Here is a 26,087-nt window from a genome sequence, read left to right as displayed (position 1 = left end):
AATAAATATAAGCACAAATCAATTTGGGAGGTAATACTATGAAGATGAAGAAGATTTTATCCTTCGTTCTAGCCTTTGTATTAGTGGCGAGTACCATTAACGTAGGCTTTGCGCAAGGAGAAGTAAAAACTAATAAAGACAAGATTGACTACCTTGTTGAAAAAGGCTACGTTCTAGGCGACGCCAAAGGACTTAGACTTAACGACTCAATTACGAGAGAAGAGTTTGCGGTTATGCTAACAAAGGTACTTAAGCAAGAAAATGCCGCAAAGGCAGCTATGAGCGTGCCTAGCGCATTTAAGGACATGGCAGCCGATCGCTGGTCAAACGGTTATGTCAATATCGCGAGCGAATTAAAAATTATCGCTGGTTATAGCGATGGCACTTTCAGACCAAGAAAAAACGTTTCTTATCAAGAAGCCATCAAGATGCTAGCCGTTGCGGCTGGCGGAACTGATATCAAGCCAGCGACTGAAGGCGAGTGGGCTGCACCATTTATCAGCTATGCAGCAAGCAAGGGCCTTTTGAATGGCCTAGGAGAGCTAAAATACAAGGATCAAGCGACTAGGGAAAATGTTTTTGTAATGATATATAACTACCTAGATGGCGTGAGAGAAGCTGATTTATCAAAGCTTACAGCCATAGTTACAAAGACAAATGCTAATTCAAATCTAAGTGAAAAGCAAGCCGAAATCGTTGTATTAAAATCAAGCTTAGAAGGCTTTAAGGAAGGCGCTTCCTACATCGTAGACCTTAAGGACGGCATGGACGCTATGGACATCTTAGGCAGAGTTTATGACCTAGACATCGACAAAAACAACGTGATCAAAACTTACAGAGCAAGCGCTTTAGCTAAGACTGAGATCGCGCCTATCGCTATCAAGGGCGCTAGACTTTACGTCGGCGGCGACTCAAAGGATTCGACTGTGCTTGAGGACAAGGCGGCGCTTACTGAACAAAAGTTCCGCGGCGCAGCAGTTAATGGCAAGTACTTTGATATATTCATGGATTTTGCTAAGGAAACTAATTACAAGGCAGACTTTGCCTACGTTACAAGCATCAACGCGAAAGTTGTTTACATCAAGGCTTTCACTTTTGATGATATAATGCCAGTTTTTGCTTATGATAATGGCGCAGTTAAGGCTATAGACGATGAATCAGGCGCTATAGTTAAGAGAAATCTTAAAAAAGCATATTTATATGATAATGGCAAACTTATGCCAATGGACCTAGCTAAGCTAGAAAAATACGATGTATTACACTTCTACGCTAAGGATGAAGCCATCGCCCTTAAGAATAAAATAGAAGGCGAAGGCGCTAGATACAAATTAAGCAAGGGCGGCGCATACATTAACCTAGCTAATAAAGACTATAAGCTATCAGACGAAAAGGCTAGAAGAGCTGTTGCGACTGTTGATGAAAAGATATTTACACAAGTTAATGCAGCGAAGTACAATGACGAAGTAAAGCTATTAACAAATGAAAAAGTTAATTTAGCACTAGATATATTCGGAAACGTTCAAGTGATTTACGGAAAACTTTCTTTTGACGAAGACGTTTTCATGATTGACAGAGTGACTACAAATGCAGTAGCACTAATTGATAGAAATGGCAAGGAAATCAGGGTTCAAGACTCACTTGACTTAAGAATCTATAGAGATGGCAAGGAAATCAGACTTTCTGAGCTAAATAACTACGACATCGTCTACGCCATTTACAACAAGGACGCTATTCAAAAGATATTCGTTCTAAATGGACTAAAGGACTATGACAAGGCATTTAAGCCGCTTGACAAGGATGGCAAGACTTATAAGGTTTACGCGCCAACTAAGAGCGTTAGAAGAAGCTCTATTTACGTAGCTGGCAAAGAAGTGAACCTTCTTGACAATACTTTATTATATAATTTAGTTCAAATTGGTAAGGACTATAGAGTTGAGACTATAACTCTAGATGAAGTGAAAAACGCAGGCTTCGACAAGACTGTAACAGCTTATGTATTCACAGTTAAGGACCTTAAGGACAAGGACGTTACTAAGTACGACAGCTTCCACGGAGCAGACGACGCGCCAGTTGCAATCGTTTTCAAGAACGTTGAAAAGAAGAAAGTTGTCGACAAGGAAGATATCATCGAGCTTAGAAGTGAGTATGATGCCAAGATCGATAAGTCTTTCGAAGGCTACGACAAGACTACTACACTTAGAGTTTACGAGACAGATGGCGAAAAATTTGAGAACTGCAAGGCAGGCGACATCGTTAAGCTAAGCCTTGATAAAGACGGCAAGGTACTAAGACTAGATAAGCTAATCACTGATCTAAGCGAAGAATACACAGTTCTAAACGTTTTATACGACGCAGGTGGCAATGAAAAGCTAGCTCTTAAAGATAGTAAGGGTAAAGAACTTAGCGTTTATACTAATGATAAGAGAGTAGTTTTCGGAAAGAATTACGCTAAGGATAGTGTGATTAAGATTGCGCTTAATGATAATGGGGAAGCGTACGTAATAAACGTTATAAAATGATTTTGCGTTAAAATTTCGCCTTGAACTCGTTCCCTCCTCAGCAATGCTCGAGTACATTAGTACACTGCGCTTGCTTCGTCAGTCCACATCGTCCAATCCATAAATTTTTCCAGCAAAATCATTGGCGGAGTATTTATATAGAGGTGAATCATCGCGAGTGCGAAGCACCAAGGTTCTCGTTCTTAAGAACGAGGTTCTTCAATTTATGCGGAGTATATATAGAGCGACTGATCGCTTTGTAAAAAATTAGTTTAAGTATAAAAGGATTGACAAGTATAGCTTGTTGATCCTTTTTTGTTGGCGATAAAAATAAATTAAATTTGTATTATACTTTTAATATTAGCAAAGACGTTTCTATGATATAATAAAGTCAATATTAATATAGGAGTGATTTTATGATAGTAGCTATTGGAGGCGGGGAAGTAGGCTTAAATGAAACTTACGAGATAGATAAATTTATTGTAGAGGCATCAAAAAAAGAAAATCCAAATTTTCTATTTATTCCGACAGCAAGTAAAGATGCTCCGGCTTATGTAAAAATTATTGATAAGTTATATGGTGAGCTAGGATGTAAAACTGACACCCTATATTTATCAAACGTAGAAGTAAACAAGGAAGAGGTCAATCAAAAGATAGAAAATGCAGATATAATCTATGTTGGTGGCGGCAACACCCAATACATGATGAAAGTTTGGGAAGAATACGGTGTAGACAAAGCATTAATTAGAGCTTATAAAAGTGGCAAAGTACTCTCCGGCTTAAGTGCAGGCTCTATATGCTGGTTTATTTCAGGCCATAGCGATAGTGAGTTTATAGAAAATAGTGAAAATCCAAAACCTATATGGGTTAAAGGTCTAGGCATCATACCTTATTTGCATTGCCCTCATTATGATGAGCCTGATAGAGTAGGCTTTGACGAGTTTTATGCTGGTCAGCTAACAGATGCTATTGCAATAGAAAATCAGGTAGCAATTGTTTGGGATAATTATGAGATGAAAGTTATTAAATCGAACCCAAGTAAAAATGCATATAAACTTTCTTGGACAGATAAAGGTGTGAAGAAAGAAGTTTTGAATTAAGAGTTTTCATATTATGAAAAGGGCAAATTAAAACTTATTGGAGGTATAAATATGAAGTTTACACCAGAAAATTTCGAATTAAAAGACGGCAGAATGTGTACAATTCGAGAAATTCAAGTAAAGGACGCTGAAGAAACAGTTGAATATTTAAAAGCTGTTAGTGGAGAATCTGATTTTTTGAATTCTTATCCAGAAGAAATACGTTTCTCAGCCGAAGAGGAAGCGAAATTAATAAAAGGTTTTAACGAATCTGACGATACCCTTATGCTTGTCGTTGAACTGGATGGAAGATTGATTGCAAATGGTACTATTACAAGGTTTAGAAGAAAGAAGATGCGCCACAGAGGAAATGTAGCTCTTGCTGTGCTAAAAGAATTCTGGAACAAAGGAATAGGGACAAAGGTGCTTCAATGCCTTGAAGACTATGCAAAAAAACTGGGGCTTTCACAACTTGAAAAAACTGTAGCGTAAATGATACAATTTAATAGCTTGAGATATGGCTATTTTCAGCCTTTTAGAGCTTATTCATTAAAAATCTGATTTAAATTTACATATTTTTTATTAAGAAACAGTGTTGGTTGATTTATTATGCACACCACCTAAATACATATTTGTTATACAATTTAATGACTTTAATAATAATGGGTGCATTTATTATTGCCATGAGTAATGAAACTATTCAAACAGTTGATGAAGAAATTATTGGATATACAAAACCCTCGCTTATATATTATTAAAAGCGAGGGCTTATTTTTTATATTCCTTTTGCATAAATAAACTCAAATGTTCCATCTTCATTTATTATCATTTTCTCGAGCATTAGATTCCATAGCAATGGATCAAACTCTTCTAAATATTCAAGACTTTCTAACTTTTTTATGAAGAAGTCATATTTAAGTTTCCTTGATTCTTTGTCTTGTATCTCTTTACTGATGCTTTCATACTTTTCTTTTTCTTTATTAAATGTATTAGCTAACATTTCATATTTTTTAGCATATTCAACTTGATCTTGACTATTTTTTGAGTTTTCATCTATTAGCTTTTCTATTTTATTTTTAGCATTGTTCATGTTTTCAATTGCTACATCAAGTTCTTTGTTTAGTTCGCTTGTATCAAAAATATCATTACAAAGCTTTAAGTCTTCTAATATATGACCTTTGTTACTAATTAGCTGATTGATTGACTTTATAAAAGCTTCTTTTATATCATCTTCATACAAGTGCTGCGTTTTACAGGGCGTCTCTTTATTGTCATATTTTTTATTGCATCTCCAAATAGTACATTTATATTTAGAGTTTGAGTGCCAAGTCTTAGGACCATAGTAAGATCCACAGCTACCACATATAATTTTAGATGAGAATATATCATTTTTATTCCTTGGAGTATTTTTTATTAGTTCTTGAACAAAGTCCCATACTTCTGGTTCAATGATTGGTTCATGATTTTTTTCTACATAGTACTGAGGAATCTCGCCTTCGTTTATTTTCTTCTCTTTTGTTAAGAAGTTCACAGTAAACGATTTTTGAAGCAGGGCATCGCCTTTATATTTTTCATTAGTCAGTACATTTTTTACTGGACCAGCAGACCATTTTTTCTTACCTTGGACAGTTAATATGCCATCGGAAGTTAGCTTTTTTGCTATTTTATAAAAAGAATTACCTTCAAGATAGTATTTATAAATCTTTTTGACAATTTTAGCTTCTTCTTTATTAATCATCAAGTTTCCATCTGGACCTTTATCATATCCTAAAAAATTACCATAGGGGATACTAACCTTACCATCGGCGAATCTTTTTCTGTGTCCCCAGGTCACATTTTCTGAAATGGATCTTGACTCTTCCTGAGCCAGTGATGACATAATGGTAATTAGCAGCTCGCCTTTAGAATCAAATGTCCATATATTTTCTTTTTCAAAATAAACTTCAACACCAGCGTCCTTGAGCTTTCTTACTGTTGTTAAACTATCTACAGTATTTCTTGCAAATCTTGATACAGACTTTGTGATTATCAAATCAATTTTGCCACTTAATGCATCACTGATCATATTATTAAATCCATCTCTATTTTTAGTGTTAGTTCCTGAAATACCTTCATCTGCGTACATTCCTGCAAATATCCAGTCTGTTCTTTGTGAAATATAGTTAGTGTAATAATCTACCTGTGCTTCGTAAGATGTAAACTGTTCATCAGAATCTGTTGAAACTCTAGCGTACCCAGCGACTCGTTTTTTATTAACTTGTATTTTAGACTTTGAAGAATATTTAGTTTTTGTCGCTGGAATTGTAGTTACTTTTTTCTTCACGTTTTACTCTCCACCTTTCTTTGTTAGCTTTACCTATTTTTCTTTTACACTCTTCTGACATATTAAACTTATGTCTTTGGTTTACATATTCTCTGCTGCTTACTTTGCCATCTTTATAGTAAAAGTAGATGACGTTATCTTTTATTCCTAGTTTACTTAATTTCTCAATCATAATCTTACTATCAAACTCTGTAAGTCCTAACTCTTCACATACAAGTTTTTCTAGTACTTGTAAGTCGATGGTTGAATTCTTACATAGACTTGCTGGAGTAGAGCAATAATAGCTGACTTTTTCATCTCCATTTACATGTTTAGACTTTTGTCTTCTAAAACTTTTGCCACACTTTTCACATTTTATAAAACTTGTGAAATCATTAAACTGTTTATTTCGCCTATTAACTATTGGATCACTTCTTGTTTTTGAATAAGCTAGTCTTACAGAGTCTGTCCACCAGTCCTTTTTTGCTGTTGACTTCCATGGTACTTTTTCTTTAGAACCATCTTTATATACAAACTCTAATAACCCTGGTTTTAATACATTGATGTCACTAATGCTCTCTGTGAAAATGTCGGGATCAAATTCTTCAATTCCCAAAACTTCACAGCACTTGTCTTTTAATATATACTCTGGTATGCAAGGGTTGATACAGCCTTTTCTATTAGCATCCTTTTGTCCAGCACACATCCATACAATGTATTTATCTCCACTGCCATCTTTTTTATTTCTTTGACTTCGTTGATAGTTTCTACCACATGAGCAGTGGATTTTGCTTGTGAAACATGAGGTGTTTATTGCAGGATTTGCCAAAGCTCCTAATTCACGCCTTCTTTTCATTTCTTCCTGAACCTTTTGGTACACTTCAAGGTCAATAATTTTTGGATGCGTGTTTTCTGTCCAGTATCTAGGCAGCTCACCATTATTTTTATTTTCTTTCTTTGTGATGAAATCTGTAAATGTCTTTTGGAGCATTGAAGTACCTGTATACTTTTCTTGTCTTAATATTGCTCTTATGCTTGAAGCTGACATAGGCTTACCTGTTAAACCTAGAACATTTCGTTTTCTTAGTTCTTTTTCAGTAGTTTCAGCAGACTTACCATCTAGAAAGTTTTGAAAAATATATTTTATAACTTCAGCTTCTTCTGGTACTAAGTTAAATTTCTCACCATCCCATCTGTATCCATATAGGACGAAACTATTGACCCTACCTTCCTTAAATTTCTTACGAATATACCATTTGACATTGTTTGAGATGGATCTAGCTTCCTCTTGAGCAAAGGAGGCGAGTATTGAGAGCATAAGCTCTCCGTCACCAGAGAATGTTTTTATATTCTCTTTTTCAAAGTAGACCTCCACTCCTATTGATTTTAAATGCCTAACAATTTCAAGTAAGTCGACTGTGTTTCTTCCAAATCTTGATATTGATTTTGTTAGAATTAAATCGATCTTACCTTCTTCACAAGCTTTGAGCATATCTTGAAAGCCATCACGATTAGAAGTGGCACCAGAGACGCCAAGGTCTGAAAACACTCCAGCAAACTCCCATTCAGAATTATTGCTAATAAGTTGATTATAGTAGCTTATTTGCTGCGATATTGAATGTAGCGTTCTTTCCTTGATTGCTGAAACCCTAGCATAAGCAGCTACTTTTCTTTTTACTTTTAGTTGTGGAATAGTAGCTTCAATTTTTTGTATCCTTTTCATAACAATTCCTCCCTTACTACTATATATCAATACTATGAGCCTATAAGTCAAGCTATATTTAAGATAAATGGCATAATATAGACATTATATTTGCATATAAGTTTCCTTGTTATTTCTTGAAATTCCTTTTTGTTTAAGACTCCTTCATTAAACATATTTAAAAAGAAAAGGTAAGAAGTATAAAACTTAAACTCATTATTCATTGCCAAACCTATCCTTTATGTAGCACTCATGGGAGCAGTACTTTCTGTTTTTATTACCATAGGCATTAAAAGGTTTATGGCAGTAAGAGCAAGTAAAAGAGTAATAAGCCTTACGATTAACCTTGTCCAAGTTTTTATTCCACCAAGCTTGTCTGCATGAAGAGGAGCAAAATCTTTTGTTTGTGTCTAGCTCCTTTCCACAGTTAATACATATACATGTTTTGCTAGTAGAAGTACCACTTAGTCCGTTTCTTCTGCAAAAGCTTTTCACAGTGTTAATTGATATTTTTAATGCGTCAGCTATTTCTTTGTAGCTGTATCCATTTTGTCTTAATTTTTCTATCATAAAACATCCCTCCTACTAGTCCTAAGACAAAAAGAGGTTATTTGATTAGATATAACATAATATTTTTAAGAAAGCAAATATTAATAAGTGTAATTTAATATAAATAAATATCATTATATATTTGAAAAATGGAGATTAATATGATAAAATATATAAGATAGATATTGGTACTTAATTGGAGTTGAATATGAATAAAGGATATATCAGTTTAGATGAAGTGGCTGAATATTTAGATACTAAACCCGTTACGCTAAGAAAGTGGATAAAAAATAAGTCTGACGTATCAGCTTATAAGATAGGTAGATTATGGAAGTTTAAAAAAAACCGCATTAGATGAATGGGTAAAAAGCGGAAATAGTTCTAAATAGAGATGATAAGTTCAATACGTTATACATTTTTTGTATTGAAATTATTTTTAATTGAAGAAGGATATTGATGTGAGATATTTAGGAAATAAGACAAAATTATTGGAATTTATAGATTCTATAATAACAAAATACAATATTACTGGAGAAGTCTTTGCAGATTTATTTTCTGGCACATCCAGTGTAGGAGATTTTTACAAGGATAAATATAAAATTATATCAAATGACCTCCTATATTCTAATAAAATTATATCAAGTGCAAAACTTAAGAATAAAGACGTGCCTAAATTTAAAAAATTTTATAAAATTTACAAATTGGATATTTATGATTATTTAAATAGTGTAACACCAATACCGAACGGAAATTATTTTATTTTTAACAATTATTCACCAAAAGGTGGAAGGATGTTTTTTTCAGAAGAAAACGCGGCAAAGATTGATGCAATTCGTATAGAGATAGAGGATTTATATAAGGAAGAAAGTATTAATGAAAATGAGTATAATTTTTTGATTGCATCGTTACTAGAGAGCGTTACAAGAGTGTCAAATACTTCAGGGACATATGAAGCGTTTTTTAAGTTTTGGGAATCAAGAGCGCTGAATAGCTTTAAGCTATTACCAATAGATATAAATAATACTGATAGTTTAAATGGATGTGAAATATATCAAGAGGATACAAATGTGCTAATAAGAACGATTTCTGGAGATATTGCATACTTAGATCCGCCATATACCGTTACACAATATATTTCTGCGTATCATATGTTAGAAACGATAGCTAAATATGATTATCCTACAATTAATGGAGTTGGTGGTAAAAGAGGGAGAGGAAACAAAAACTCTTTATATTCCAGTAAAACGAAAGCGCTTAGTGAATTTGAGGATCTTTTTAGACAGTTAAACTTCAAACATATAATATTAAGCTATAGCAATCAAGGTTTAATTGATGTAGATGAGTTAATTGATTTAGCATCTAAATTTGCAAAAAACAAAAAAGTTCATATTGATTATTTAGATTATACAGAGTATCAGAATCATAGATCAAGCAAGAAACATAAAGGAAATAAATTAAAGGAGTATATAATATACTTTGAAAAAGATTTAACTGTAAATAAGTCACCACTCAATTACTCAGGCAGTAAAGATAAAATGATTGAAGAAATTAATAGAGAGTTACCAAAAAGAGTGGATGTTTTTGTCGATGCTATGGGTGGGGCGTTCAATGTTGGGGCTAATATTAATGCATTAAGTGAGGTTGTATACAATGAGTATAATAATCATGTTTTTGAAATTATAAGTTTGATAAACAACACCCCAAAACTAGAATTAATAGAAGATGTTGAAAAAATTATTAGACATTACAGCCTTGAAAAAGGTGGAAAAGAAAATTATTTAAAATTAAGGGAAGATTATAATTTAAATCAAGAACCATTAAAATTATTTGTTCTTCACATGTATTCATTCCAAAATATGATAAGATTTAATTCTGATTTAAAGTTTAATACCCCATGTGGAGTGGCTGGTTATAGTGAAGATTTAAAAAACAGAATACTAAATTTCAAACCAAAAGCTAACAAAGTAACTCTTTTAAATAAAAATTATAAAGAGTTAGATTTTTTTAAATATGATAAAGAAAACACTGTATTTTATTTCGATCCCCCATACTTTATTACAAGTACATCGTATAATGATGGTAAAAGGGGATATTCAGGATGGAGTGCTAAAGAAGAATCCAAATTGCTTTCTGTACTTTGCAATCTTGATGAAGCTGGCTATAAATTCATGCTTAGTAATGTAATAGAACATAAAGGTAAAAAAAATCATTTACTGATTGAGTGGGCAAATGAACATGATTTTTCTATTAATAATGTGGGCAAATCAGGATGGCGATATGCTAAGAATGAAGTTATAATAAAAAACTTTTAAGGGGTGAAAAAATGAAACTTTACTTTTATACTGACTTACAAAAAAGGCTAGATAGAGAGTTCAATTCAAATAGAAAATTTTATGAAAATCTTATAAAAGAGTTGATAGAATCAAATACTGAATTTAAGATAGATGAACTAAAGTTTGAAGAAGATATAGATGGTCAAGCCAACAAAACAACATATATGGGGATAGCCGTGGATAATAGAAACTCTAAAATAGCATACTTTATTGTTATACCACCAAATGTTGGAACAAGGACAGGATATATAGCACAGCAAGTTTTTCCTGGATTAACGGATGAAATTGATATTAACAACAATAATAAGAATGCCTATTTATCTATGCTTCCTGTATATATTTTAGATTTAGACGATAGTGAAATCACAACATCTGCTGCATTGAATATAGCAATAGTAAAAAAATTAGGTTTTAATTTTTTTACTAAGAAAGAAAAGAAATACATTACTAAATTAAATGAAATAAATCTAAATGGTTTCATATATTCCTTACAAGATTTTGATAACCATATAAATAAAGTTGCTACAAGAAATGGGAACACTTTTTTTGAAATTGATGAATTAAATAGAACGATAAAATTCAAAACTACTAGTTTAAAAGATGGAATAAAAATAACTAATGAACCATATTTTTATGTTATGAAAGCATACTTGGCAGCCTTTTTATCATATATAGAGGGATATGAATTTGATTTAACAGAATTCGAAGAGAAAATTCCAAGAGGTAATAAAACGTTAGATGTTTTCAGAGATTATTGCATAAAATTAAAGGAATTAAGAAAGACAAATTTTATACCTAATTTAAAAGAAAAAAATAGAATAAAAGGTGGGAAAAACACCCTTCTATATGGTGTCCCAGGCTCTGGTAAGAGCTACACTATTAGTAAAGAATATTGCAATGATGAATCAAAAATTGAGAGGATAGTATTCCATCCGGACTATATGAATACTGATTTTATTGGTCAAATATTACCAACTATAAAAGAGGATAAAACTATTACCTACGAGTTTACTCCTGGCCCATTTACAAGAATTATGAAAAAAGCCTATGAAGATCCAATTAATACCTATTATCTAATAATAGAGGAAATCAATCGTGGTAATGCTCCTGCTATATTTGGAGATGTTTTTCAATTATTAGATAGGAATTCAATAGGCGAAAGTACTTATTCAATAAAAAATTATAATGTTGCTAATACTGTATATGGTGATGAGGATGAACCTATATCGATTCCATCAAATTTGTCAATCTTAGCGACAATGAATACAGCAGACCAAAATGTTTTTACGTTAGATACTGCTTTTCAAAGAAGATGGATAATGAGGTTAATTAAAAATGATGTATCTAAAGCTGAACATGCTGATATTGAAATCTTAGATACTGGAGTAACTTGGGAGGATTTTAATACTACTATAAATGAGTTTATATTAGCTAACAATGCATCTACTATGTCTTCTGAGGATAAAAGACTTGGGGCATATTTTATAACAAAAGATATTCTAGAATCTAAAAATGAGTCTGTATTTTCAGAGAAAGTTATAAAATACTTGTGGGATGATGCTTTCAAATTTGCTAGAAATAAATTATTTGATTCAAACTATCGAAGCCTAGAAAAAGTAATAGATGATTTTAATAATTTTATTGGGTTTAATCGTTTTAATGTTTTTACTGCAGAAGTTAAGGCATTATTGATGAATAATGCAAACATAAAAGAAATGGACATTGACGAACAAAATAATGAAAAAACATCAGAGGAGTGATGCAATGGATCCATTTCAAAATGTAAATCCAGATATTCCATTGACTAAATATTGCAGGAATGCAACTAATAGAGAAGGTGATACATTTGTTGGAATTAAATCTGAGAATATAGATGGAGAACATAATCTTTCTATTCATTTTCCATTAGGATATGAAATATCAGATAAAGAAGATGCGGTTAGAGACGAAATTTTAGAGCTCGTATCAGTCTTACAAGAATATAATGATGAAAGATCTAGAATTTCTAAAATCTCTCCTGAACAAGTATTAAAAACTGTACGATTCCCAGTTCAAGCTTATATGACAGTGATTATGGAATATTTAAATAATGGATATTATCAGATTACAGAAGAACAGTTTGCAAGGGGCATTTCTGGTCAGATACATTGGCCTAGAACGGTACTTCTAGAAACAAAAAGTGCAATTCCAACAAAAAATGGTATTGTATATCCAAACTATAGAGTCAAACAGCATAATGAAACAGATAAAGATTTGATAACAGAAATTAATAAATTCTGTGTATATCAAAGCTATGTTAGATTGGGGTGGATATATAAGTTACCTTTACCACAAAAACCAAGACCTATAGAAAATGTGCAACTTTATAGGGAATTTCTTAATGATAAGAAGCTGAGAACAAATGTAGACAAGGATAAACGCTTATTTCAAGCAATGCTTGACATTTTAAATTTTGAAAACACTACTGACGATCCTGAACAATTTTATTTTGGTACTAATAATTTTGAGTATATTTGGGAAAGATTAATCCAGGCAACTTATGGTAACGTAGAAAAAGAATATTATTTTCCTAGGACTAAATGGATATTAAACTTTGGAAAAGAAAGAGAAAATGCTGCACTTGAGCCAGATACAATTATGAAAGAGGATGGAGATGTATTTATATTAGACGCTAAATATTATAAATATGGTGTTACAAGATTTCCTTCCGATTTACCTAACTCTAGTTCTATTAATAAGCAAATTTCTTATGGAGAATATGTGACTTATGATGCGAAGTTTGCTGATGAGAGAATTGCAGGTATGGAAGTATACAATGCATTTTTAATGCCTTATGATTCAAAAGAAGAAGTATATAATTTTGTGAAAGAGACGGATAATTATTATTCTATAGGTGAGGCTGTTTCTGAATGGAAAGATGGAAAACAAAATTATCATAGAGTACAGGGTATTTTGGTTGATGTGAAGTGGCTAATAAAAAACAGCATTAGACCTAGTGAAAATGAAATTTTAAAATTATCAACTGCTATAAAAAAGAGTATTGAGGAAAATAAGAAAAGAAGTAAGTAGATGCTATGGCAAAACTTACTTCTTTTTTAGTGCCTGCTTTTTTTGATACTTTCTTTGTGAAACAGAATTGGTACACAATATTGAGCAATACTTTTTTATAGAGTTAGTTTTGGAAACTTGAAAATACTGACCACAATTAGGATTGGCACATTTTCTTAGATTTTCCTCTTTACTATTCATATAAAATAAAGAAAAATAAAGTGCAGAATACAATGATGGAAGTTTCCAGTCGGGTTTCATTTCTTCAACATTGAAAGTGGGTGTTACTTTCGATAGATTGTTTCTAAACTCATATTCTAAAATAAGTTTAGATATTTTTATCAATGCTTTTAATAATTTGCTATCTTTATTAATTTCATTATATAGCTCCTCTTTAAAAGTTCCATCTAGAGAAATATTATTAGGCAAAAACATACTGTGTTCTGTTGTAAGATGGAACAAAAAATCTATTATTATATGATATTTAGAGTTTTCTATCAACTGGTTTTTGTTTTTATATACTCTACATAAATTAATAAACCATTGTGGGTAATCGCCATCTATATAGTTATTAAAGTCTTCAACGTTTATATCATTGTAGCAATTATCTGATAAACAATCTTTGATTTCAAAATATTCTATTATTTGTCCATCAACTATTTTTTGTTTTTTATTGTAGCTGCTTTCATTATGGAATCTAGCATTATCTATAATTTTCATAATCTTATTTTTTTCTAAATTAAAAACAGTTTTTTCGTCCATTGTTAGCTCATAGTCATTTCTGAAAAGCAGATATAAGATAGCATCAAGTAGTTTCTTAATATTATCTTGCTTGTAGTAAAGATAATTATCAAATTGATTATTTAACAGATACACAAATGCTAATAAATTGTCTTTCAATCCATTAATTTCACTTACAGTTATAGTATTAAAATGGCAATTTTCAATATTGAATAAAAAGCCATATTTTTCAAAGAATGATTTATAAGTTTTTAAATCGTCTTTTTTTATGCCCAGAAATTCACCTAATATATTATTTTTAGATGTGTTTTCTTTGTTTGCAAGTTTTAAACCCTCACCATAAAAGTAAGCCATCGGTATTTGCTCGTTTTCAATTTTTTTAATAGCTAATTTATCTATAAGGCAGTTTTTATTGTTATCTGCTATTTTTTCAATTTCACAAATGCATTTTTTATTGTCAAACGTAAAATAGCTTAAAAATTCTCTAGACATTTCACATCACCTACATAATTAAAAATAAATAAAAAATTACTCACTATAAATAGTATAACATAAGAAATATATATATTTCAAGTTATAAAAAAAAATAATAATGATTAATTTTGTATATTACTATATATATCAAGAATATAGGATAATATACATGTACTTAGTAGTACAAGAAAATACAGAATCTCAAATGTATGAGTGGCCACGAATACGGAGATGCAAAAAGAATAAAAGTTAGTGTATAAAGACTAATTTTTCTTTCAATGCAGCTACCGTTATTTGTCGTGTGCAAAATCAAACAATAGCTATTTGAATGCTCCTTTTTGTATCTCAAACGAGATGACAGAAAGGGGCTTTTTATATGGAAAAGCGAATGTTGGAAACACTTATGACAAAAGATGCGGTTAAGGATTTTGGTTTAGATGTAAATGACTTAATAAAAGTCAGAAGAAAAGATGGAACATATTACGTTTACAAAGAAGAAGTTAGTAAAGAAATTTATGAAGAAGTAAATCGTGAAGACTGGATGTATCAGAAAAAAAGACAAAGGATGTTTAAGGAGATGTCTGAAAATGGGGATACCCTTATTTCCCTAGATCAAAGCAAAGAAAATACCAATTTTGAAGTTATATCTGAGATTAATGTAGAAGAACAAGCTGAAAAACATCTAATGTTAGAGGCATTAGCCGAGGAAATTGAAAAGCTTCCAGACTTTGATAGAAAGCTAATGAAATTAGTTTTTCATACAGATTTAACTCAAAGACAATTAGCAGATATTTTAGGAATATCACAGGGTGCAATAAATGGAAGAATTAAAAAAAATAAAAAAATATTAAGAGAAAAACTAATCAAATAGGTCAATTTTGTCTTAGGACTAGTGAAGGGGTTAAGAACAGAATTAATTATCTGGTTCTTACCTCTATCATCTAGATAAGGAGGGAATCTTCATGGAAAAGAAAGAAGAAATGGCAACAAGCTTATTTGCCATATCTATCGTAGCAAGAAAGCTGGCAAAAGAGTTATTAAATGAAATGGAGGTAAAGAAGTATGTTAAGAATAAAGCTACTAATGGAAGTAAAGGAAGATGCAGAGAATCTTGCATCTAGTATAGGTGTTCTTCTTACAGCTTTAGAAAGTGATGAGGAAGTACCTAAAGAGGAAGAAAAAGTAAAGCAAAATGAAAAGACCTATGAGATTGAAGATGTTAGAAAAATACTAGCTGACAAATCAAGGTTAGGTCATACGACTAAGATAAGAGAACTCTTAGAAAAGCACGGAGCTACAAAGCTATCAGAGATTGATCCAAGTAAGTATAAAGACTTACTTGCTGATGTGGAGAAACTATAATGGCTACTCACGCTATATTATCGGCTTCATCATCAAATAGGTGGATTCATTGTCCACCGAGTGTAAAGCTATCAGAGAAATATTTAGATGAAGTAAGCAGCTATGCACTTGAGGGAACGTGTGCTCACTCACTTGGAGAATTTAAGCTAAAAAAATTATTGAATCTAGATACTACAGATCCAAGGAAAGAGCTAGAGTTTTATGATGAGCAAATGGAGGAAGCTACAGATAACTACGCCTCGTACGTTATGGAAGTCGTTGAGCGTTACAAAGATCCACAGGTCTATATAGAAGAAAGACTCGACTTATCAAAGTATGTAAGGGAGTCATTTGGAACAGCAGACTGTGTCATTGTAGGAGATAAAGACCTCCACATAATAGACCTGAAATACGGTCAAGGAATTTTAGTTGATGCTAAGAAAAACTCACAGCTTATGCTTTATGGACTCGGTGCATTGGTGTTGTTTGATAATATCTACGACATAGAAAAAGTAGTCCTTCATATATATCAACCAAGGAGAGAAAACATTTCTGTCTTTGAGATCGAAAGTAAAAAGCTATATGAATGGGGAGAGTCAATTAAGGCTATTGCTGAACTTGCATATAGTGGAGGTGGAGAATATTCCTGTGGACCATGGTGTGTGTTCTGTCCATCAAAAAGCGTTTGTAGAAAGAGAGCTGAGGAAAGCTTAAAAGTAGCTAGAGAAGAGTTTAAAATTCCACCAGAATTAACAGATGAAGAAATTCAAGAAATACTACCCAAGCTTGATGAATTTGAGCAATGGGTTCAAGACATTAAAGCATATGCCTTAGAGAAAGCACTCAAAGGCTACAGGTGGGATAATTTTAAGCTGGTAGAAGGAAGGTCAATAAGGAGGCACAGGGATGAAGATGAAGTAATAAGTAAAGTAAAAGAGTTGGGGTTCAACCCATTTGAAGAAAAATTGCTAGGAATAACGGCTATGAGCAAGTTATTAGGCAAGAAAGTATTTGAAGAAAATATTGGCGGCTTATTAGAAAAGCCAGTAGGCAAACTCACACTAGTAAGTAGTGAGGATAAAAGAGAAGAAGTAAAAATTGACAATGTTAAAGAAGAATTTGGAGGTATGTAATATGTCAAACGAAAATAAAACAAAAGTAGTAACAGGTGAGGTTAGATTAAGTTATGCAAATGTGTGGGAACCCAAGAGCATAAATGGTGGCAAGGAAAAATACTCTGTGTCAATCATAATACCTAAGAAAGACCAAAAGACTATTGAAAAAATTGAAAAAGCAGTTGATGCTGCTATAGAAGAAGGACTATCAAAGTTTAATGGCAAAAAACCTAATAAGAGTGCTATTAAGCTTCCACTTAGAGACGGAGATGTAGAGAAAGACGATCCAGCATATGCTGATGCATATTTCTTGAATGCTAATTCACTAACAGCACCTCAGATTGTTAATAAAAATGTAGAACCAATACTTGATAGAAGTGAAGTATATTCAGGTGTTTATGCTAGAGTATCAATCAACTTCTATGCATACAATGTAAATGGCAATAAAGGTGTAGCAGTTGGACTTGGAAACATTCAAAAAATGAGAGACGGACAGCCACTAGGCAATAGGTCAAACGCTTCAGATGATTTTGATGCAATTGATGAAGATGATGACTTTTTAGCATAAGAGGTTGAAACATGGATGTACTATTAACAATTCTAGAAGTAGGAACTTTTGCACTTGTTTTCTACACAATTGGCTATGCTCAATCTGATATAAAGCACTTAAATAGAAGCTTAAAAGAAATGAAGAAAACAATTGAAAAGAATAACAATGAAAAAGCTATCAATTGATATTGAGACTTATTCATCGGTAGACTTAGCTAAGTGTGGAGTATATAAATATGCTGAGAGTGGGGATTTTGAAATCCTCCTCTTTGCATATGCTATAGATGATGGTGATGTTAAGATAGTTGATTTAGCACAGAAAGAAGAATTGCCAAGCAACATACTATCTGCCTTGGAAGATGAGTCCATAGAAAAGTGGGCATTTAATGCTAACTTTGAGAGAGTTTGTTTATCTAGCTTTATAGGAAAGAGGCTAAAACCAAAAGGCTGGTACTGCACTAGAATTTGGTCTGCATATCTTGGACTTCCTCTATCGCTAGAAAAAGTAGGAGAGGTTCTTAAATTAGATAAGCAAAAGATGAGTGAAGGCAAGGCTTTAATAAAGTATTTTTCTTATCCATGCAAAGTTACAATTGCTAATGGCATGAGAACTAGAAACTTAGCAAAAGATGACATAGAAAAGTGGACGACTTTTAAGAAGTATAACATACGAGATGTTGAAACAGAAAGAGCGATACAAAAAAAGCTATCGCCATTTCCAGTGCCAATATCAGAGTGGGAGAATTACTGGGTGGATCAAGATATTAACGATAGAGGCATATTAATTGATGAAGACTTAGTTAAATCAGCTATAAGCTTAGATGAAACTTTAAGAAAAGAAAATATGCAAAGAGCTATTGATATTACAGGTCTTGAAAATCCAAACTCGCCACTTCAATTAAAAGAGTGGCTTAATAAAAATGGATTAGAGATAGAGTCGCTTTCTAAAAAAGATGTTGACTTAGCCTTAGAAGGTGCTAGTGGAAAAATAAAAGAAGTTTTAGAGCTTAGACAGGAACTTTCTAAATCATCTGTAAGAAAATATGATGCCATGGAAAATGTAAAGGGCAAAGACGATAGAGCAAGAGGTTTAATTCAATTCTATGGAGCAAATAGAACAGGAAGGTACTCAGGTAGGCTTATTCAAGTGCAAAATCTAAGAAGGAACAACATAAAAGACTTAGAGCTTGCACGGGAGCTAGTTATAAATAAAGACTATAAAACTCTTTCTATGCTTTTTGAATCGTCATCAGATGTTCTTTCACAGCTGATAAGAACTGCCTTTATAGCTAGAAAAGGCACTCGATTTATAGTTTCTGACTTTTCAGCCATTGAGGCTCGTGTGCTAGCATGGCTTGCAGGAGAGAAGTGGGTCTTAGATGCCTTTATAAACGGAGAGGATATTTATTGCAGAACTGCAAGCAGAATGTTTGGAGTGCCAGTTGAAAAGCACGGAGTTAATGGTGAATTAAGACAAAAAGGAAAAATAGCTACGCTTGCTTGTGGCTACCAAGGAGCTCTTGGAGCATTAAAAGCTATGGGTGGTATTGAAATGGGACTAAGTGAAGATGAATTACAGTCCATTGTAGCATCATGGAGAGAAGCAAATCCAAATATTGTCAGTCTATGGTGGGATATAGATGCTGTTGTAAAAAGAGTTGTAAAGACCAAAGTTAAAGAGACTTACAAAAACTTAAGCATAAGCTATGAGAAAGGAATTCTGTTTATAGAACTACCATCAAAGAGAAGACTAGCTTATCCAAAGGCTAAGATTGGAGTTAATCGTTTTGGTGGAGAGTCAGTTATATATGAAGGTTTAAGTACTGGAAATAAGTGGGAAAAGATAGAATCCTATGGAGGAAAATTTGTAGAAAATATAGTGCAAGCAATAGCAAGAGATATATTAGCTGAAGCTATGAAAAGATTAGAAAATAAAGGACTTCATATCGTTATGCATATACACGATGAGGTTGTTATCGAAACAGATTCGTCGAGTTTAGATGAAGTAAATAAAATTATGTCCATAGTTCCAAAATGGGCAGATGGTCTTGTTTTAGATGCAGATGGATTTGAAGCAAACTTTTACAAGAAAGATTGATGGATGTTTTATATGAATAAAAAATATGTACGAGAAAAAAAGCCATATCTACCCTTGGTGTATATATGTAGCCCTTATGCTGGTGATACACATAAGAATGTAAAGAATGCAAGGATTTATTCACGCTTTGCTATAGACAACGGCTGCATTCCATTAACACCACATCTTATGTATCCTCAGTTTATGAGTGAAGAAAATGAAAGAGGGCTTGCCATGCACTTTAACTACGTCTTATTAGGTAAGTGCGATGAGATATGGGTCTTTGGAGAAGATTTAAGTTTTGGAATGTTAGAAGAAATTAGAATAGCAAAGAAAAGAAAGATGAAGATTAAATTTATCAAGGAGGTAATTTAAATGAGAATTATAAATGAAAAAACAGTAGAAACATTAACTAAAGAGTTTCTTGCAGCAAATGCAATTTCAGTTGAAGTAGGTACTAATGGATTTAAAGGTGGAGATAGTGGACACGGATCAAGAACCTATTTTAAATTAAAAGACTTAGGTGGAACTGATTTGGAGATGAGAATAAGACCTGCATATGTAGGCGATATTATAACTCAAGAAGTAGAGTTGATTTTTGAAGGAGACTCTGAGCTGATGACATTTATTAAAGCTCTAAAATTTGCGGTGAAAGTTTTAGAACTTCAAGCTGGTGAGTAGATGAAAATATACACTTCGAACTGTATAGCTAATCAATCAAATTGTATTTATCCAAATGAAAACGATGTAATAGATATAAGGTCATTTGAAAAGGTAGCATCTTTTGACCATGTAATGGCAAAATATAAAAATAACTATCGCTCTAACGATAATTTTATAGAGTCAAACTGCATTGCTATGGATATAGACAATGACGAATCTGAGGAACCAAATGAGTGGATAGACATAAATGAAGTAAAGAGAATATTCGATGGCGTTAATTTTGCTGTTGTTTATAGCAGACATCATAATAAGCAAAAGCATGGAAAGGCAGCAAGACCAAGAATGCATATTTACTTTCCTATACCAATTGTAAGTTCGCTGGATGAATACGTTTCAATAAAAGAAGCAATAGCAGATAAGTATTCATTTTTTGACAGCAATGCACTTGATGGAGCAAGATTCTTCTTTGGAGTTACTAATCCTGTTGTGGAAATTGTAAGAGGCACTAAATTTATTACAGAAGTAATAAAAGATGACTTTGCTGAGCTTGACAACTTATCAGACATTATAGAAGAAGGATCAAGAAACTCAACTATGAATCATTTTGCTGGTAGAGTTCTTATTCGCTATGGAGAGACAGTTGAGGCTAGGGAGCTGTTTGATAAAAAGGCAGCTCTTTGCTCACCACCTCTTCCTGAAGATGAATTGGAACAGATATGGAAGTCAGCTTGTAAATTCTATAAAAAGGTCTCTAGTAGCAAAGAGTATATCCCTCCAGATGAATACACAGATGGCATAAGCTTAAAGCCTAGTGAGTTTTCTGATATAGGTCAAGCTGAGGTATTTGTTAACGAATATAAGGATAGACTCAGATTTGCTACATCAACAGGCTTCTTAGTATATAACGACTCTTACTGGGAAGAATCTGAACTTAAAGCTCAAGGATACTCTCAAGAATTAGTTTTGAGACAAACTGAGGAAATAAATAATGAGCTTATAAAAATACAAGACGATCTTAAAAAGTCAAATGTCAAGGAAATACTCTCGAGCATGTCGGAGAAAAAAGCTCTGAGTGTATTTGATGATAAGCAAAAGTTTTTATATTATAAATTGATCGCACTTGAGTCATATAAGAATTATGCTGTTAAGAGAGGAGACACAAGAGCTATACATGCGACATTAAAAGAGTCAAAGCCTATGCTTGAAATAAGTCAAAGTGAACTAGATAAAGATGAGTTTTTGCTGAATACACCATCCTTTACTGTTGATTTAAAAACAGGAGAGTATAGAGAGCATATTGCAGAGGATTATATCACAAAAGAAACGCTGACTGATCCAAGTGTAGATAATATGGATTTATGGCTAGATGCACTTGATACTTTTTTTCTAAAAGATAAAGAGCTTATTGACTATGTTCAGAAAGTAGCTGGTATCTCTCTTATTGGAAAAGTATATATCGAAGCACTAATTATAGCCTACGGAGATGGTAGAAATGGTAAGTCTACTTTTTGGAATACTATATCAAGAGTATTAAACCTATATAGTGGTTCAATATCTGCTGATATATTGACAGTCAATTCAAAAAGAAATGCAAAGCCAGAGCTTGCAGAAACAAGAGGTAAAAGACTCCTTATAGCAGCAGAGCTACAAGAAGGACTTAGACTCAATACTTCCAATGTAAAGCAGCTATGTTCGACAGATGAAATTGTAGCAGAGAAAAAGTATAGAGATCCATTTAAGTTTGTCCCTTCTCACACCCTTGTCCTATATACCAACCACCTACCAAAGGTGAGTGCTTTAGATGAGGGAACATGGAGAAGACTTATAGTAATTCCTTTTGAAGCAAAAATAAAGGGTAGTAGTGATATTAAAAACTATACAGACTATTTGGTTGACAAAGCTGGAGGAGCAGTTCTTAGCTGGTTAATCGAGGGTGCTAAAAAAGCTATTGATGAAGACTTCAAGTTTACTCTTCCTAAAAAAGTCTCAGATGCAATTGATGAATATAAGGAGTCTAACAATTGGTTCAAGCATTTTTTAAATGAGTGCTGTGAGCTTGATTCATCATATGAAGAAAAGTCTGGAGATTTATATCAAGAATATAGATCTTATTGCTTAAGGACTGGAGATTATGTAAGAAGTACTGGAGATTTTTATGCTGCTCTTTCATCCAATGGATTTGTTAGGAGGAAAACAAGTCAAGGAATTGTCATAAGTGGACTTAAGTTAAAATCTGAATTTGTGTAAAAATACACATTGTGCAGGTCGTGAAGGTCATATCTATATGTTTTATATAGTAAGTAAAAAAATTTAGTATATATATAGAGGTTATAGAAGAGAGTTTCACGACCTGCACAATGGCTAAAAATAGAGGTTTATATGTTAGAGAAAGATATAGAAAAAGCATTAGTTAAAAAAGTTAAAGCGTTAGGAGGTCTTTGCATAAAATTTACATCTCCATCAATGATGGGAATACCCGACAGGATAGTTCTTCTACCTAAAGGTAAGCTTGGTTTTGTAGAACTTAAAAGACCAGGTGGCAAAGCAAGACCTATTCAAGTAAAAAGAATAAAAGACTTAGAAGAATTAGGATTTAAGGTTTTCACACTGGATGAAAAAGAAAAGATAGATGAAGTAATAAAAGCTATAGGAGGTGATCTTTATTGAAGTTCAATCCACATAATTATCAAAGCTATGCTATTGAGCAAATAAAAAATAATGAAATAACAGCATTATTCTTGGATATGGGCTTAGGTTAGGTAAAACAGTTATAAGCTTAACAGCCATTAATGATTTACTATTTGATTCTTTTGAAATCTCTAAAGTCCTTATTATTGCACCACTAAGAGTAGCAAGAGATACATGGAAAGAAGAAATAGAGAAATGGCCTCATCTAAAGATGCTTAAATACTCTGTTGTTATTGGAAGTGAAAAAGAAAGGCTAAATGCACTGAATAAAAAAGCTGACATATATATTATTAACAGAGAAAATGTTGACTGGCTCGTTAATAAAAATGGTAGCGATTTTAATTTTGATATGATAATAATAGATGAGCTTTCTTCTTTTAAATCTCATAGGTCTAAGAGGTTTAGAGCACTGATGAAAGTTAGAGCAAAGATTAAAAGAATTGTTGGATTAACAGGAACACCGTCATCAAATGGTTTAATGGATTTATGGGCAGAGTTTAGACTTTTAGATATGGGAGAAAGACTTGGAAGATTTATCGGACAATATAGAGAAATATACTTTAAGCCAGATAAAAGAAATGGAGCAATCATCTATTCATATAAGCCACTACCGTTTGCTGAGGATGCAATATATAAAAAGATATCTGACATAACAGTATCGATGAAAGCTGAAGATTATCTAACAATGCCAGAAAAAATAAACAACGAGGTATTTGTAAATCTCTCGGATAAAGAGAGAGAAACATACGACAGCTTTAAAAAGGATCTAGTAATAAGCATAAAGGATAAAGAAATAGATGCAGTTAATGCTGCAGCTTTATCTAACAAATTACTTCAAATGGCATCTGGTTCTGTCTACGATGAGGATAAAAATACTATTCATATTCACGATAGAAAGCTTGATGCTTTAGAAGATTTAATCGAAGGAGCAAATGGCAAGCCAGTCTTAATAGCTTACTGGTATAAGTCGGATTTAAAAAGAATTAAAGATAGATTTGATGTGAGAGAGTTAAAAACAAGTGCTGATTTTAAGGAGTGGAATCAAGGAAAAATACCAATTGCAATTATCCATCCAGCATCTGCTGGACACGGATTAAACCTGCAAGCAGGAGGATCAACGCTTATTTGGTTTTCATTAACTTGGTCCTTAGAGCTATACGAGCAAACAAATGCAAGGCTGTACAGACAAGGACAAAAAGAAACAGTTGTGATTCATCATATACTTTGTAAAAATACAATTGATGAAGATGTGATGAAAGCATTAGAAAATAAGAATAAAACACAAGCTGCACTAATTGAAGCAGTTAAAGTTAATTTGATATGAGGAGTGATATGTATGAATACAAAGGAATACTTACAACAGGCATTTTATCTTGACAAACGAATCAACTCAAAGCTAGAACAGGTAGAGAGCTTGAATGCTTTAGCAACAAAAGCTAATTCAACTCTGTCTGATATGCCCAAGAATCCAAATGGAGAAACGTCACGACTTGAAGACACCATAGTAAAAATTATTGACTTGCAAGAAGAGATCAATAAAGATATAGATAAATTAGTAGATTTAAAAAGTGAAATTGTAGGTGTGATCAATAAGATTGAGGATAAAGAGCTTCAAGTTATTTTAGAAAAAAGATATCTTTGTTTTGAAACTTGGGAGAAGATTGCTGTTGAGCTAAACTATGACATTAGGCATATTCACAGATTGCATAATCAAGGACTAAGAGAAACTTCAAAGATAGTTAATCATGTCACTAAATGTCATTGAATGTCACTATGTATCTGTAGTATCATTATAATAGAAAAAGAATAATAAAACGAGCCTTGGAGAATATTTCTTCAAGGTTTTTGTTTTAAGAGGAGAGTAAGATGCCAAGAAAACCTAAAAGACCATGTTCTTATCCAAACTGTCCAGAGTTAGTCGAGGGAAGATTTTGTAAGAAACATGAAAAGGAATACAACAAGAACTATGAAAAGTATAAAAGAAACACAGAAACATACAAGCGTTATGGAAAAGCATGGAGAGTCATTCGCAAAAGATATATCTCTGAGCATCCACTTTGTGAGAAGTGTTTGGAAGAAAATAGAATGACAAAAGCAGAACATGTTCATCACATAAAACCTTTATCTCTAGGCGGAACAAATGATGAGAAGAACCTTATGAGCTTGTGTAAATCCTGCCACTCAAAGATTCACGCAGAGCTTGGAGACAGATTTAGTAGGTAAAAAATCTTTGAGGGGAGGGGGAGTTAACTTCTCTATTGCAAAGTCTCACACCAACGGTGCCGCCCTCTTACGCACAAAAATGCAAGTTCAAAGGGGGTATTAAAGAACATTATATATTAGGAGGTGATATTATCGCAAAAGATGGAACATATAGAGGTGGACGAAGAGTTCGTGCTGGTGGAAAACCAACACCTGCTATAGAAAAAATACAAAAAGGAAAAGAAGTAGAGCTTATATTAAATAATATACCAACATTTAGTCCAGACGAACTTGATGCTGAAGACTTACCAGATGGAGTTGAGCTGGAGGGTTATGATATGCCTAAACCAAGCGACTATTTGTCAGCACAGCAAAAGAATGGCATACCACTTGGAGCTGATGAAATATATAAAGAGACATGGCAGTGGCTAAAAGATAGGTCTTGTGAGAAATTAGTAAATCCAAGACTTTTAGAATCCTACTCACAAGCTTTTGCAAGATATATTCAATGCGAAGAAGCAATAAGTCAGTTTGGTCTATTAGGTAAACATCCAACAACAGGTGGAGTAATAACCTCACCATTCGTTCAAATGTCATCGCAGTTTCAAAAGTCAGCTAACCTATTATGGTATGAAATTTATGACATTGTAAAAGAAAACTGTACGGAGGTATATGAAGATTATGGAGAAGATATGATGGAAAAACTACTAAGACAGAGGAGGTAGA

The 26,087-nt window shown here is 32.8% G+C and carries 26 protein-coding genes and 1 pseudogene; 22 read left to right on the top strand and 5 right to left on the bottom strand.

What is annotated here, in order from left to right; translation table 11 throughout:
* The first annotated feature begins 38 nt into the window (after positions 1-38).
* The 3 genes from AC1EJ0_RS06660 to AC1EJ0_RS06650 all read left to right on the top strand — a co-directional run bounded on the left by AC1EJ0_RS06660 (position 39) and on the right by AC1EJ0_RS06650 (position 4,069).
* Entirely contained in the window at positions 39-2,519 is a 2,481-nt protein-coding gene (locus AC1EJ0_RS06660; protein ID WP_480023707.1) for an S-layer homology domain-containing protein, read from the top strand.
* A 395-nt stretch (positions 2,520-2,914) separates the two neighbouring features.
* Positions 2,915-3,598: a Type 1 glutamine amidotransferase-like domain-containing protein gene (locus tag AC1EJ0_RS06655; RefSeq protein WP_480023708.1), complete on the top strand. Its 684-nt coding sequence runs from the start codon at positions 2,915-2,917 to the stop codon at positions 3,596-3,598.
* Between the two features lie 51 nt (positions 3,599-3,649).
* The gene (locus AC1EJ0_RS06650; RefSeq protein ID WP_480023709.1) at positions 3,650-4,069 is read left to right on the top strand and encodes an N-acetyltransferase family protein; all 420 of its coding nucleotides are present in this window, start codon (positions 3,650-3,652) and stop codon (positions 4,067-4,069) included.
* A 283-nt stretch (positions 4,070-4,352) separates the two neighbouring features.
* On the opposite strand, the gene AC1EJ0_RS06645 is transcribed toward AC1EJ0_RS06650, so the two are convergent.
* The 4 genes from AC1EJ0_RS06645 to AC1EJ0_RS06630 are packed head-to-tail and all read right to left on the bottom strand — an operon-like array spanning position 4,353 to position 8,151.
* On the bottom strand, positions 4,353-5,900 hold the full coding sequence (locus tag AC1EJ0_RS06645) for a recombinase family protein (RefSeq protein ID WP_480023710.1): 1,548 nt from the start codon (positions 5,898-5,900) through the stop codon (positions 4,353-4,355).
* Positions 5,860-7,602, bottom strand: a complete 1,743-nt coding sequence (locus tag AC1EJ0_RS06640) for a recombinase family protein (protein WP_480023711.1) — start codon at positions 7,600-7,602, stop codon at positions 5,860-5,862. Before AC1EJ0_RS06640 ends, AC1EJ0_RS06645 begins: the two co-directional genes overlap by 41 nt.
* Positions 7,603-7,649: 47 nt before the next feature.
* On the bottom strand, positions 7,650-7,757 hold the full coding sequence (locus AC1EJ0_RS06635; protein WP_480023986.1) for a hypothetical protein: 108 nt from the start codon (positions 7,755-7,757) through the stop codon (positions 7,650-7,652).
* A gap of 40 nt (positions 7,758-7,797) precedes the next feature.
* A complete protein-coding gene (locus AC1EJ0_RS06630; RefSeq protein ID WP_480023713.1) occupies positions 7,798-8,151 on the bottom strand; it encodes a terminase gpP N-terminus-related DNA-binding protein in 354 nt (117 codons plus the stop codon).
* Between the two features lie 187 nt (positions 8,152-8,338).
* Between AC1EJ0_RS06630 and AC1EJ0_RS06625 the strand changes: the two genes are divergently transcribed.
* The 4 genes from AC1EJ0_RS06625 to AC1EJ0_RS06610 all read left to right on the top strand — a co-directional run bounded on the left by AC1EJ0_RS06625 (position 8,339) and on the right by AC1EJ0_RS06610 (position 13,532).
* Positions 8,339-8,488: a helix-turn-helix domain-containing protein gene (locus AC1EJ0_RS06625; RefSeq protein WP_480023714.1), complete on the top strand. Its 150-nt coding sequence runs from the start codon at positions 8,339-8,341 to the stop codon at positions 8,486-8,488.
* Positions 8,489-8,588: 100 nt separating this feature from the next.
* Positions 8,589-10,442, top strand: coding sequence for a Dam family site-specific DNA-(adenine-N6)-methyltransferase (locus AC1EJ0_RS06620; RefSeq protein WP_480023715.1), 1,854 nt, complete (start codon positions 8,589-8,591; stop codon positions 10,440-10,442).
* Positions 10,443-10,453: 11 nt separating this feature from the next.
* Positions 10,454-12,223 (top strand): McrB family protein, encoded by a 1,770-nt coding sequence (locus AC1EJ0_RS06615; protein WP_480023716.1) that lies wholly within the window; start codon positions 10,454-10,456, stop codon positions 12,221-12,223.
* A gap of 4 nt (positions 12,224-12,227) precedes the next feature.
* On the top strand, positions 12,228-13,532 hold the full coding sequence (locus AC1EJ0_RS06610; RefSeq protein ID WP_480023717.1) for an LlaJI family restriction endonuclease: 1,305 nt from the start codon (positions 12,228-12,230) through the stop codon (positions 13,530-13,532).
* Between the two features lie 15 nt (positions 13,533-13,547).
* On the opposite strand, the gene AC1EJ0_RS06605 is transcribed toward AC1EJ0_RS06610, so the two are convergent.
* Positions 13,548-14,744, bottom strand: a complete 1,197-nt coding sequence (locus AC1EJ0_RS06605; RefSeq protein ID WP_480023718.1) for a hypothetical protein — start codon at positions 14,742-14,744, stop codon at positions 13,548-13,550.
* A gap of 358 nt (positions 14,745-15,102) precedes the next feature.
* Here AC1EJ0_RS06605 and AC1EJ0_RS06600 point away from each other — a divergent pair, with 358 nt between their 5' ends.
* From AC1EJ0_RS06600 to AC1EJ0_RS06530, 15 genes and pseudogenes are all read left to right on the top strand, one after another.
* Positions 15,103-15,597 carry an RNA polymerase sigma factor gene (locus tag AC1EJ0_RS06600; RefSeq protein ID WP_480023719.1) on the top strand — a complete coding sequence of 165 codons (495 nt, stop codon included), beginning with the start codon at positions 15,103-15,105 and terminating at the stop codon, positions 15,595-15,597.
* Between the two features lie 91 nt (positions 15,598-15,688).
* On the top strand, positions 15,689-15,847 hold the full coding sequence (locus tag AC1EJ0_RS06595; RefSeq protein ID WP_480023720.1) for a hypothetical protein: 159 nt from the start codon (positions 15,689-15,691) through the stop codon (positions 15,845-15,847).
* A complete protein-coding gene (locus AC1EJ0_RS06590) occupies positions 15,789-16,088 on the top strand; it encodes a hypothetical protein (RefSeq protein WP_480023721.1) in 300 nt (99 codons plus the stop codon). Before AC1EJ0_RS06595 ends, AC1EJ0_RS06590 begins: the two co-directional genes overlap by 59 nt.
* A complete protein-coding gene (locus AC1EJ0_RS06585) occupies positions 16,088-17,200 on the top strand; it encodes a DUF2800 domain-containing protein (RefSeq protein WP_480023722.1) in 1,113 nt (370 codons plus the stop codon). The genes AC1EJ0_RS06590 and AC1EJ0_RS06585 overlap by 1 nt, the downstream gene beginning before the upstream one ends.
* A 1-nt stretch (position 17,201) precedes the next feature.
* Positions 17,202-17,750 carry a DUF2815 family protein gene (locus tag AC1EJ0_RS06580; protein ID WP_480023723.1) on the top strand — a complete coding sequence of 183 codons (549 nt, stop codon included), beginning with the start codon at positions 17,202-17,204 and terminating at the stop codon, positions 17,748-17,750.
* A gap of 11 nt (positions 17,751-17,761) precedes the next feature.
* The gene (locus AC1EJ0_RS06575) at positions 17,762-17,917 is read left to right on the top strand and encodes a hypothetical protein (protein ID WP_480023724.1); all 156 of its coding nucleotides are present in this window, start codon (positions 17,762-17,764) and stop codon (positions 17,915-17,917) included.
* Complete coding sequence (locus AC1EJ0_RS06570) at positions 17,898-19,829, top strand: DNA polymerase (RefSeq protein WP_480023725.1); 1,932 nt, start codon at positions 17,898-17,900, stop codon at positions 19,827-19,829. The genes AC1EJ0_RS06575 and AC1EJ0_RS06570 overlap by 20 nt, the downstream gene beginning before the upstream one ends.
* Before the next feature lie 12 nt (positions 19,830-19,841).
* Positions 19,842-20,183: a DUF7768 domain-containing protein gene (locus AC1EJ0_RS06565; RefSeq protein WP_480023726.1), complete on the top strand. Its 342-nt coding sequence runs from the start codon at positions 19,842-19,844 to the stop codon at positions 20,181-20,183.
* The gene (locus AC1EJ0_RS06560; RefSeq protein WP_019214000.1) at positions 20,184-20,489 is read left to right on the top strand and encodes a hypothetical protein; all 306 of its coding nucleotides are present in this window, start codon (positions 20,184-20,186) and stop codon (positions 20,487-20,489) included.
* Positions 20,490-22,718, top strand: coding sequence for a phage/plasmid primase, P4 family (locus tag AC1EJ0_RS06555; RefSeq protein WP_480023727.1), 2,229 nt, complete (start codon positions 20,490-20,492; stop codon positions 22,716-22,718).
* A gap of 132 nt (positions 22,719-22,850) precedes the next feature.
* Positions 22,851-23,138 (top strand): PDDEXK family nuclease, encoded by a 288-nt coding sequence (locus AC1EJ0_RS06550; RefSeq protein ID WP_480023728.1) that lies wholly within the window; start codon positions 22,851-22,853, stop codon positions 23,136-23,138.
* Positions 23,135-24,483 (top strand): annotated as a pseudogene (locus AC1EJ0_RS06545) (SNF2-related protein). Before AC1EJ0_RS06550 ends, AC1EJ0_RS06545 begins: the two are co-directional and overlap by 4 nt.
* 12 nt (positions 24,484-24,495) lie before the next feature.
* The gene (locus tag AC1EJ0_RS06540; RefSeq protein ID WP_480023729.1) at positions 24,496-24,924 is read left to right on the top strand and encodes a DUF1492 domain-containing protein; all 429 of its coding nucleotides are present in this window, start codon (positions 24,496-24,498) and stop codon (positions 24,922-24,924) included.
* A gap of 101 nt (positions 24,925-25,025) precedes the next feature.
* A complete protein-coding gene (locus AC1EJ0_RS06535) occupies positions 25,026-25,382 on the top strand; it encodes an HNH endonuclease (protein ID WP_480023730.1) in 357 nt (118 codons plus the stop codon).
* Positions 25,383-25,513: 131 nt separating this feature from the next.
* Entirely contained in the window at positions 25,514-26,086 is a 573-nt protein-coding gene (locus AC1EJ0_RS06530; RefSeq protein ID WP_480023761.1) for a P27 family phage terminase small subunit, read from the top strand.
* Position 26,087: the final 1 nt, after the last annotated feature.

It is taken from the genome of Fenollaria sp. C0166D3, from assembly GCF_056590255.1.
This window is presented reverse-complemented; position numbering and strand designations above follow the sequence as displayed.

What these genes read in the sequence shown, in the direction of transcription:
- AC1EJ0_RS06625 (WP_480023714.1), top strand. Translation starts at nt 8,339, where the DNA reads ATGAATAAAGGATATATCAGTTTAGATGAAGTGGCTGAATATTTAGAT.
- AC1EJ0_RS06540 (WP_480023729.1), top strand. Translation starts at nt 24,496, where the DNA reads ATGAATACAAAGGAATACTTACAACAGGCATTTTATCTTGACAAACGA.
- AC1EJ0_RS06605 (WP_480023718.1), bottom strand. Translation starts at nt 14,744, where the DNA reads ATGTCTAGAGAATTTTTAAGCTATTTTACGTTTGACAATAAAAAATGC.
- AC1EJ0_RS06575 (WP_480023724.1), top strand. Translation starts at nt 17,762, where the DNA reads ATGGATGTACTATTAACAATTCTAGAAGTAGGAACTTTTGCACTTGTT.
- AC1EJ0_RS06555 (WP_480023727.1), top strand. Translation starts at nt 20,490, where the DNA reads ATGAAAATATACACTTCGAACTGTATAGCTAATCAATCAAATTGTATT.
- AC1EJ0_RS06560 (WP_019214000.1), top strand. Translation starts at nt 20,184, where the DNA reads ATGAGAATTATAAATGAAAAAACAGTAGAAACATTAACTAAAGAGTTT.
- AC1EJ0_RS06600 (WP_480023719.1), top strand. Translation starts at nt 15,103, where the DNA reads ATGGAAAAGCGAATGTTGGAAACACTTATGACAAAAGATGCGGTTAAG.
- AC1EJ0_RS06585 (WP_480023722.1), top strand. Translation starts at nt 16,088, where the DNA reads ATGGCTACTCACGCTATATTATCGGCTTCATCATCAAATAGGTGGATT.
- AC1EJ0_RS06640 (WP_480023711.1), bottom strand. Translation starts at nt 7,602, where the DNA reads ATGAAAAGGATACAAAAAATTGAAGCTACTATTCCACAACTAAAAGTA.
- AC1EJ0_RS06655 (WP_480023708.1), top strand. Translation starts at nt 2,915, where the DNA reads ATGATAGTAGCTATTGGAGGCGGGGAAGTAGGCTTAAATGAAACTTAC.
- AC1EJ0_RS06610 (WP_480023717.1), top strand. Translation starts at nt 12,228, where the DNA reads ATGGATCCATTTCAAAATGTAAATCCAGATATTCCATTGACTAAATAT.
- AC1EJ0_RS06595 (WP_480023720.1), top strand. Translation starts at nt 15,689, where the DNA reads ATGGAAAAGAAAGAAGAAATGGCAACAAGCTTATTTGCCATATCTATC.
- AC1EJ0_RS06635 (WP_480023986.1), bottom strand. Translation starts at nt 7,757, where the DNA reads ATGTTTAATGAAGGAGTCTTAAACAAAAAGGAATTTCAAGAAATAACA.
- AC1EJ0_RS06650 (WP_480023709.1), top strand. Translation starts at nt 3,650, where the DNA reads ATGAAGTTTACACCAGAAAATTTCGAATTAAAAGACGGCAGAATGTGT.
- AC1EJ0_RS06630 (WP_480023713.1), bottom strand. Translation starts at nt 8,151, where the DNA reads ATGATAGAAAAATTAAGACAAAATGGATACAGCTACAAAGAAATAGCT.
- AC1EJ0_RS06660 (WP_480023707.1), top strand. Translation starts at nt 39, where the DNA reads ATGAAGATGAAGAAGATTTTATCCTTCGTTCTAGCCTTTGTATTAGTG.
- AC1EJ0_RS06590 (WP_480023721.1), top strand. Translation starts at nt 15,789, where the DNA reads ATGTTAAGAATAAAGCTACTAATGGAAGTAAAGGAAGATGCAGAGAAT.
- AC1EJ0_RS06570 (WP_480023725.1), top strand. Translation starts at nt 17,898, where the DNA reads ATGAAAAAGCTATCAATTGATATTGAGACTTATTCATCGGTAGACTTA.
- AC1EJ0_RS06535 (WP_480023730.1), top strand. Translation starts at nt 25,026, where the DNA reads ATGCCAAGAAAACCTAAAAGACCATGTTCTTATCCAAACTGTCCAGAG.
- AC1EJ0_RS06580 (WP_480023723.1), top strand. Translation starts at nt 17,202, where the DNA reads ATGTCAAACGAAAATAAAACAAAAGTAGTAACAGGTGAGGTTAGATTA.
- AC1EJ0_RS06550 (WP_480023728.1), top strand. Translation starts at nt 22,851, where the DNA reads ATGTTAGAGAAAGATATAGAAAAAGCATTAGTTAAAAAAGTTAAAGCG.
- AC1EJ0_RS06565 (WP_480023726.1), top strand. Translation starts at nt 19,842, where the DNA reads ATGAATAAAAAATATGTACGAGAAAAAAAGCCATATCTACCCTTGGTG.
- AC1EJ0_RS06615 (WP_480023716.1), top strand. Translation starts at nt 10,454, where the DNA reads ATGAAACTTTACTTTTATACTGACTTACAAAAAAGGCTAGATAGAGAG.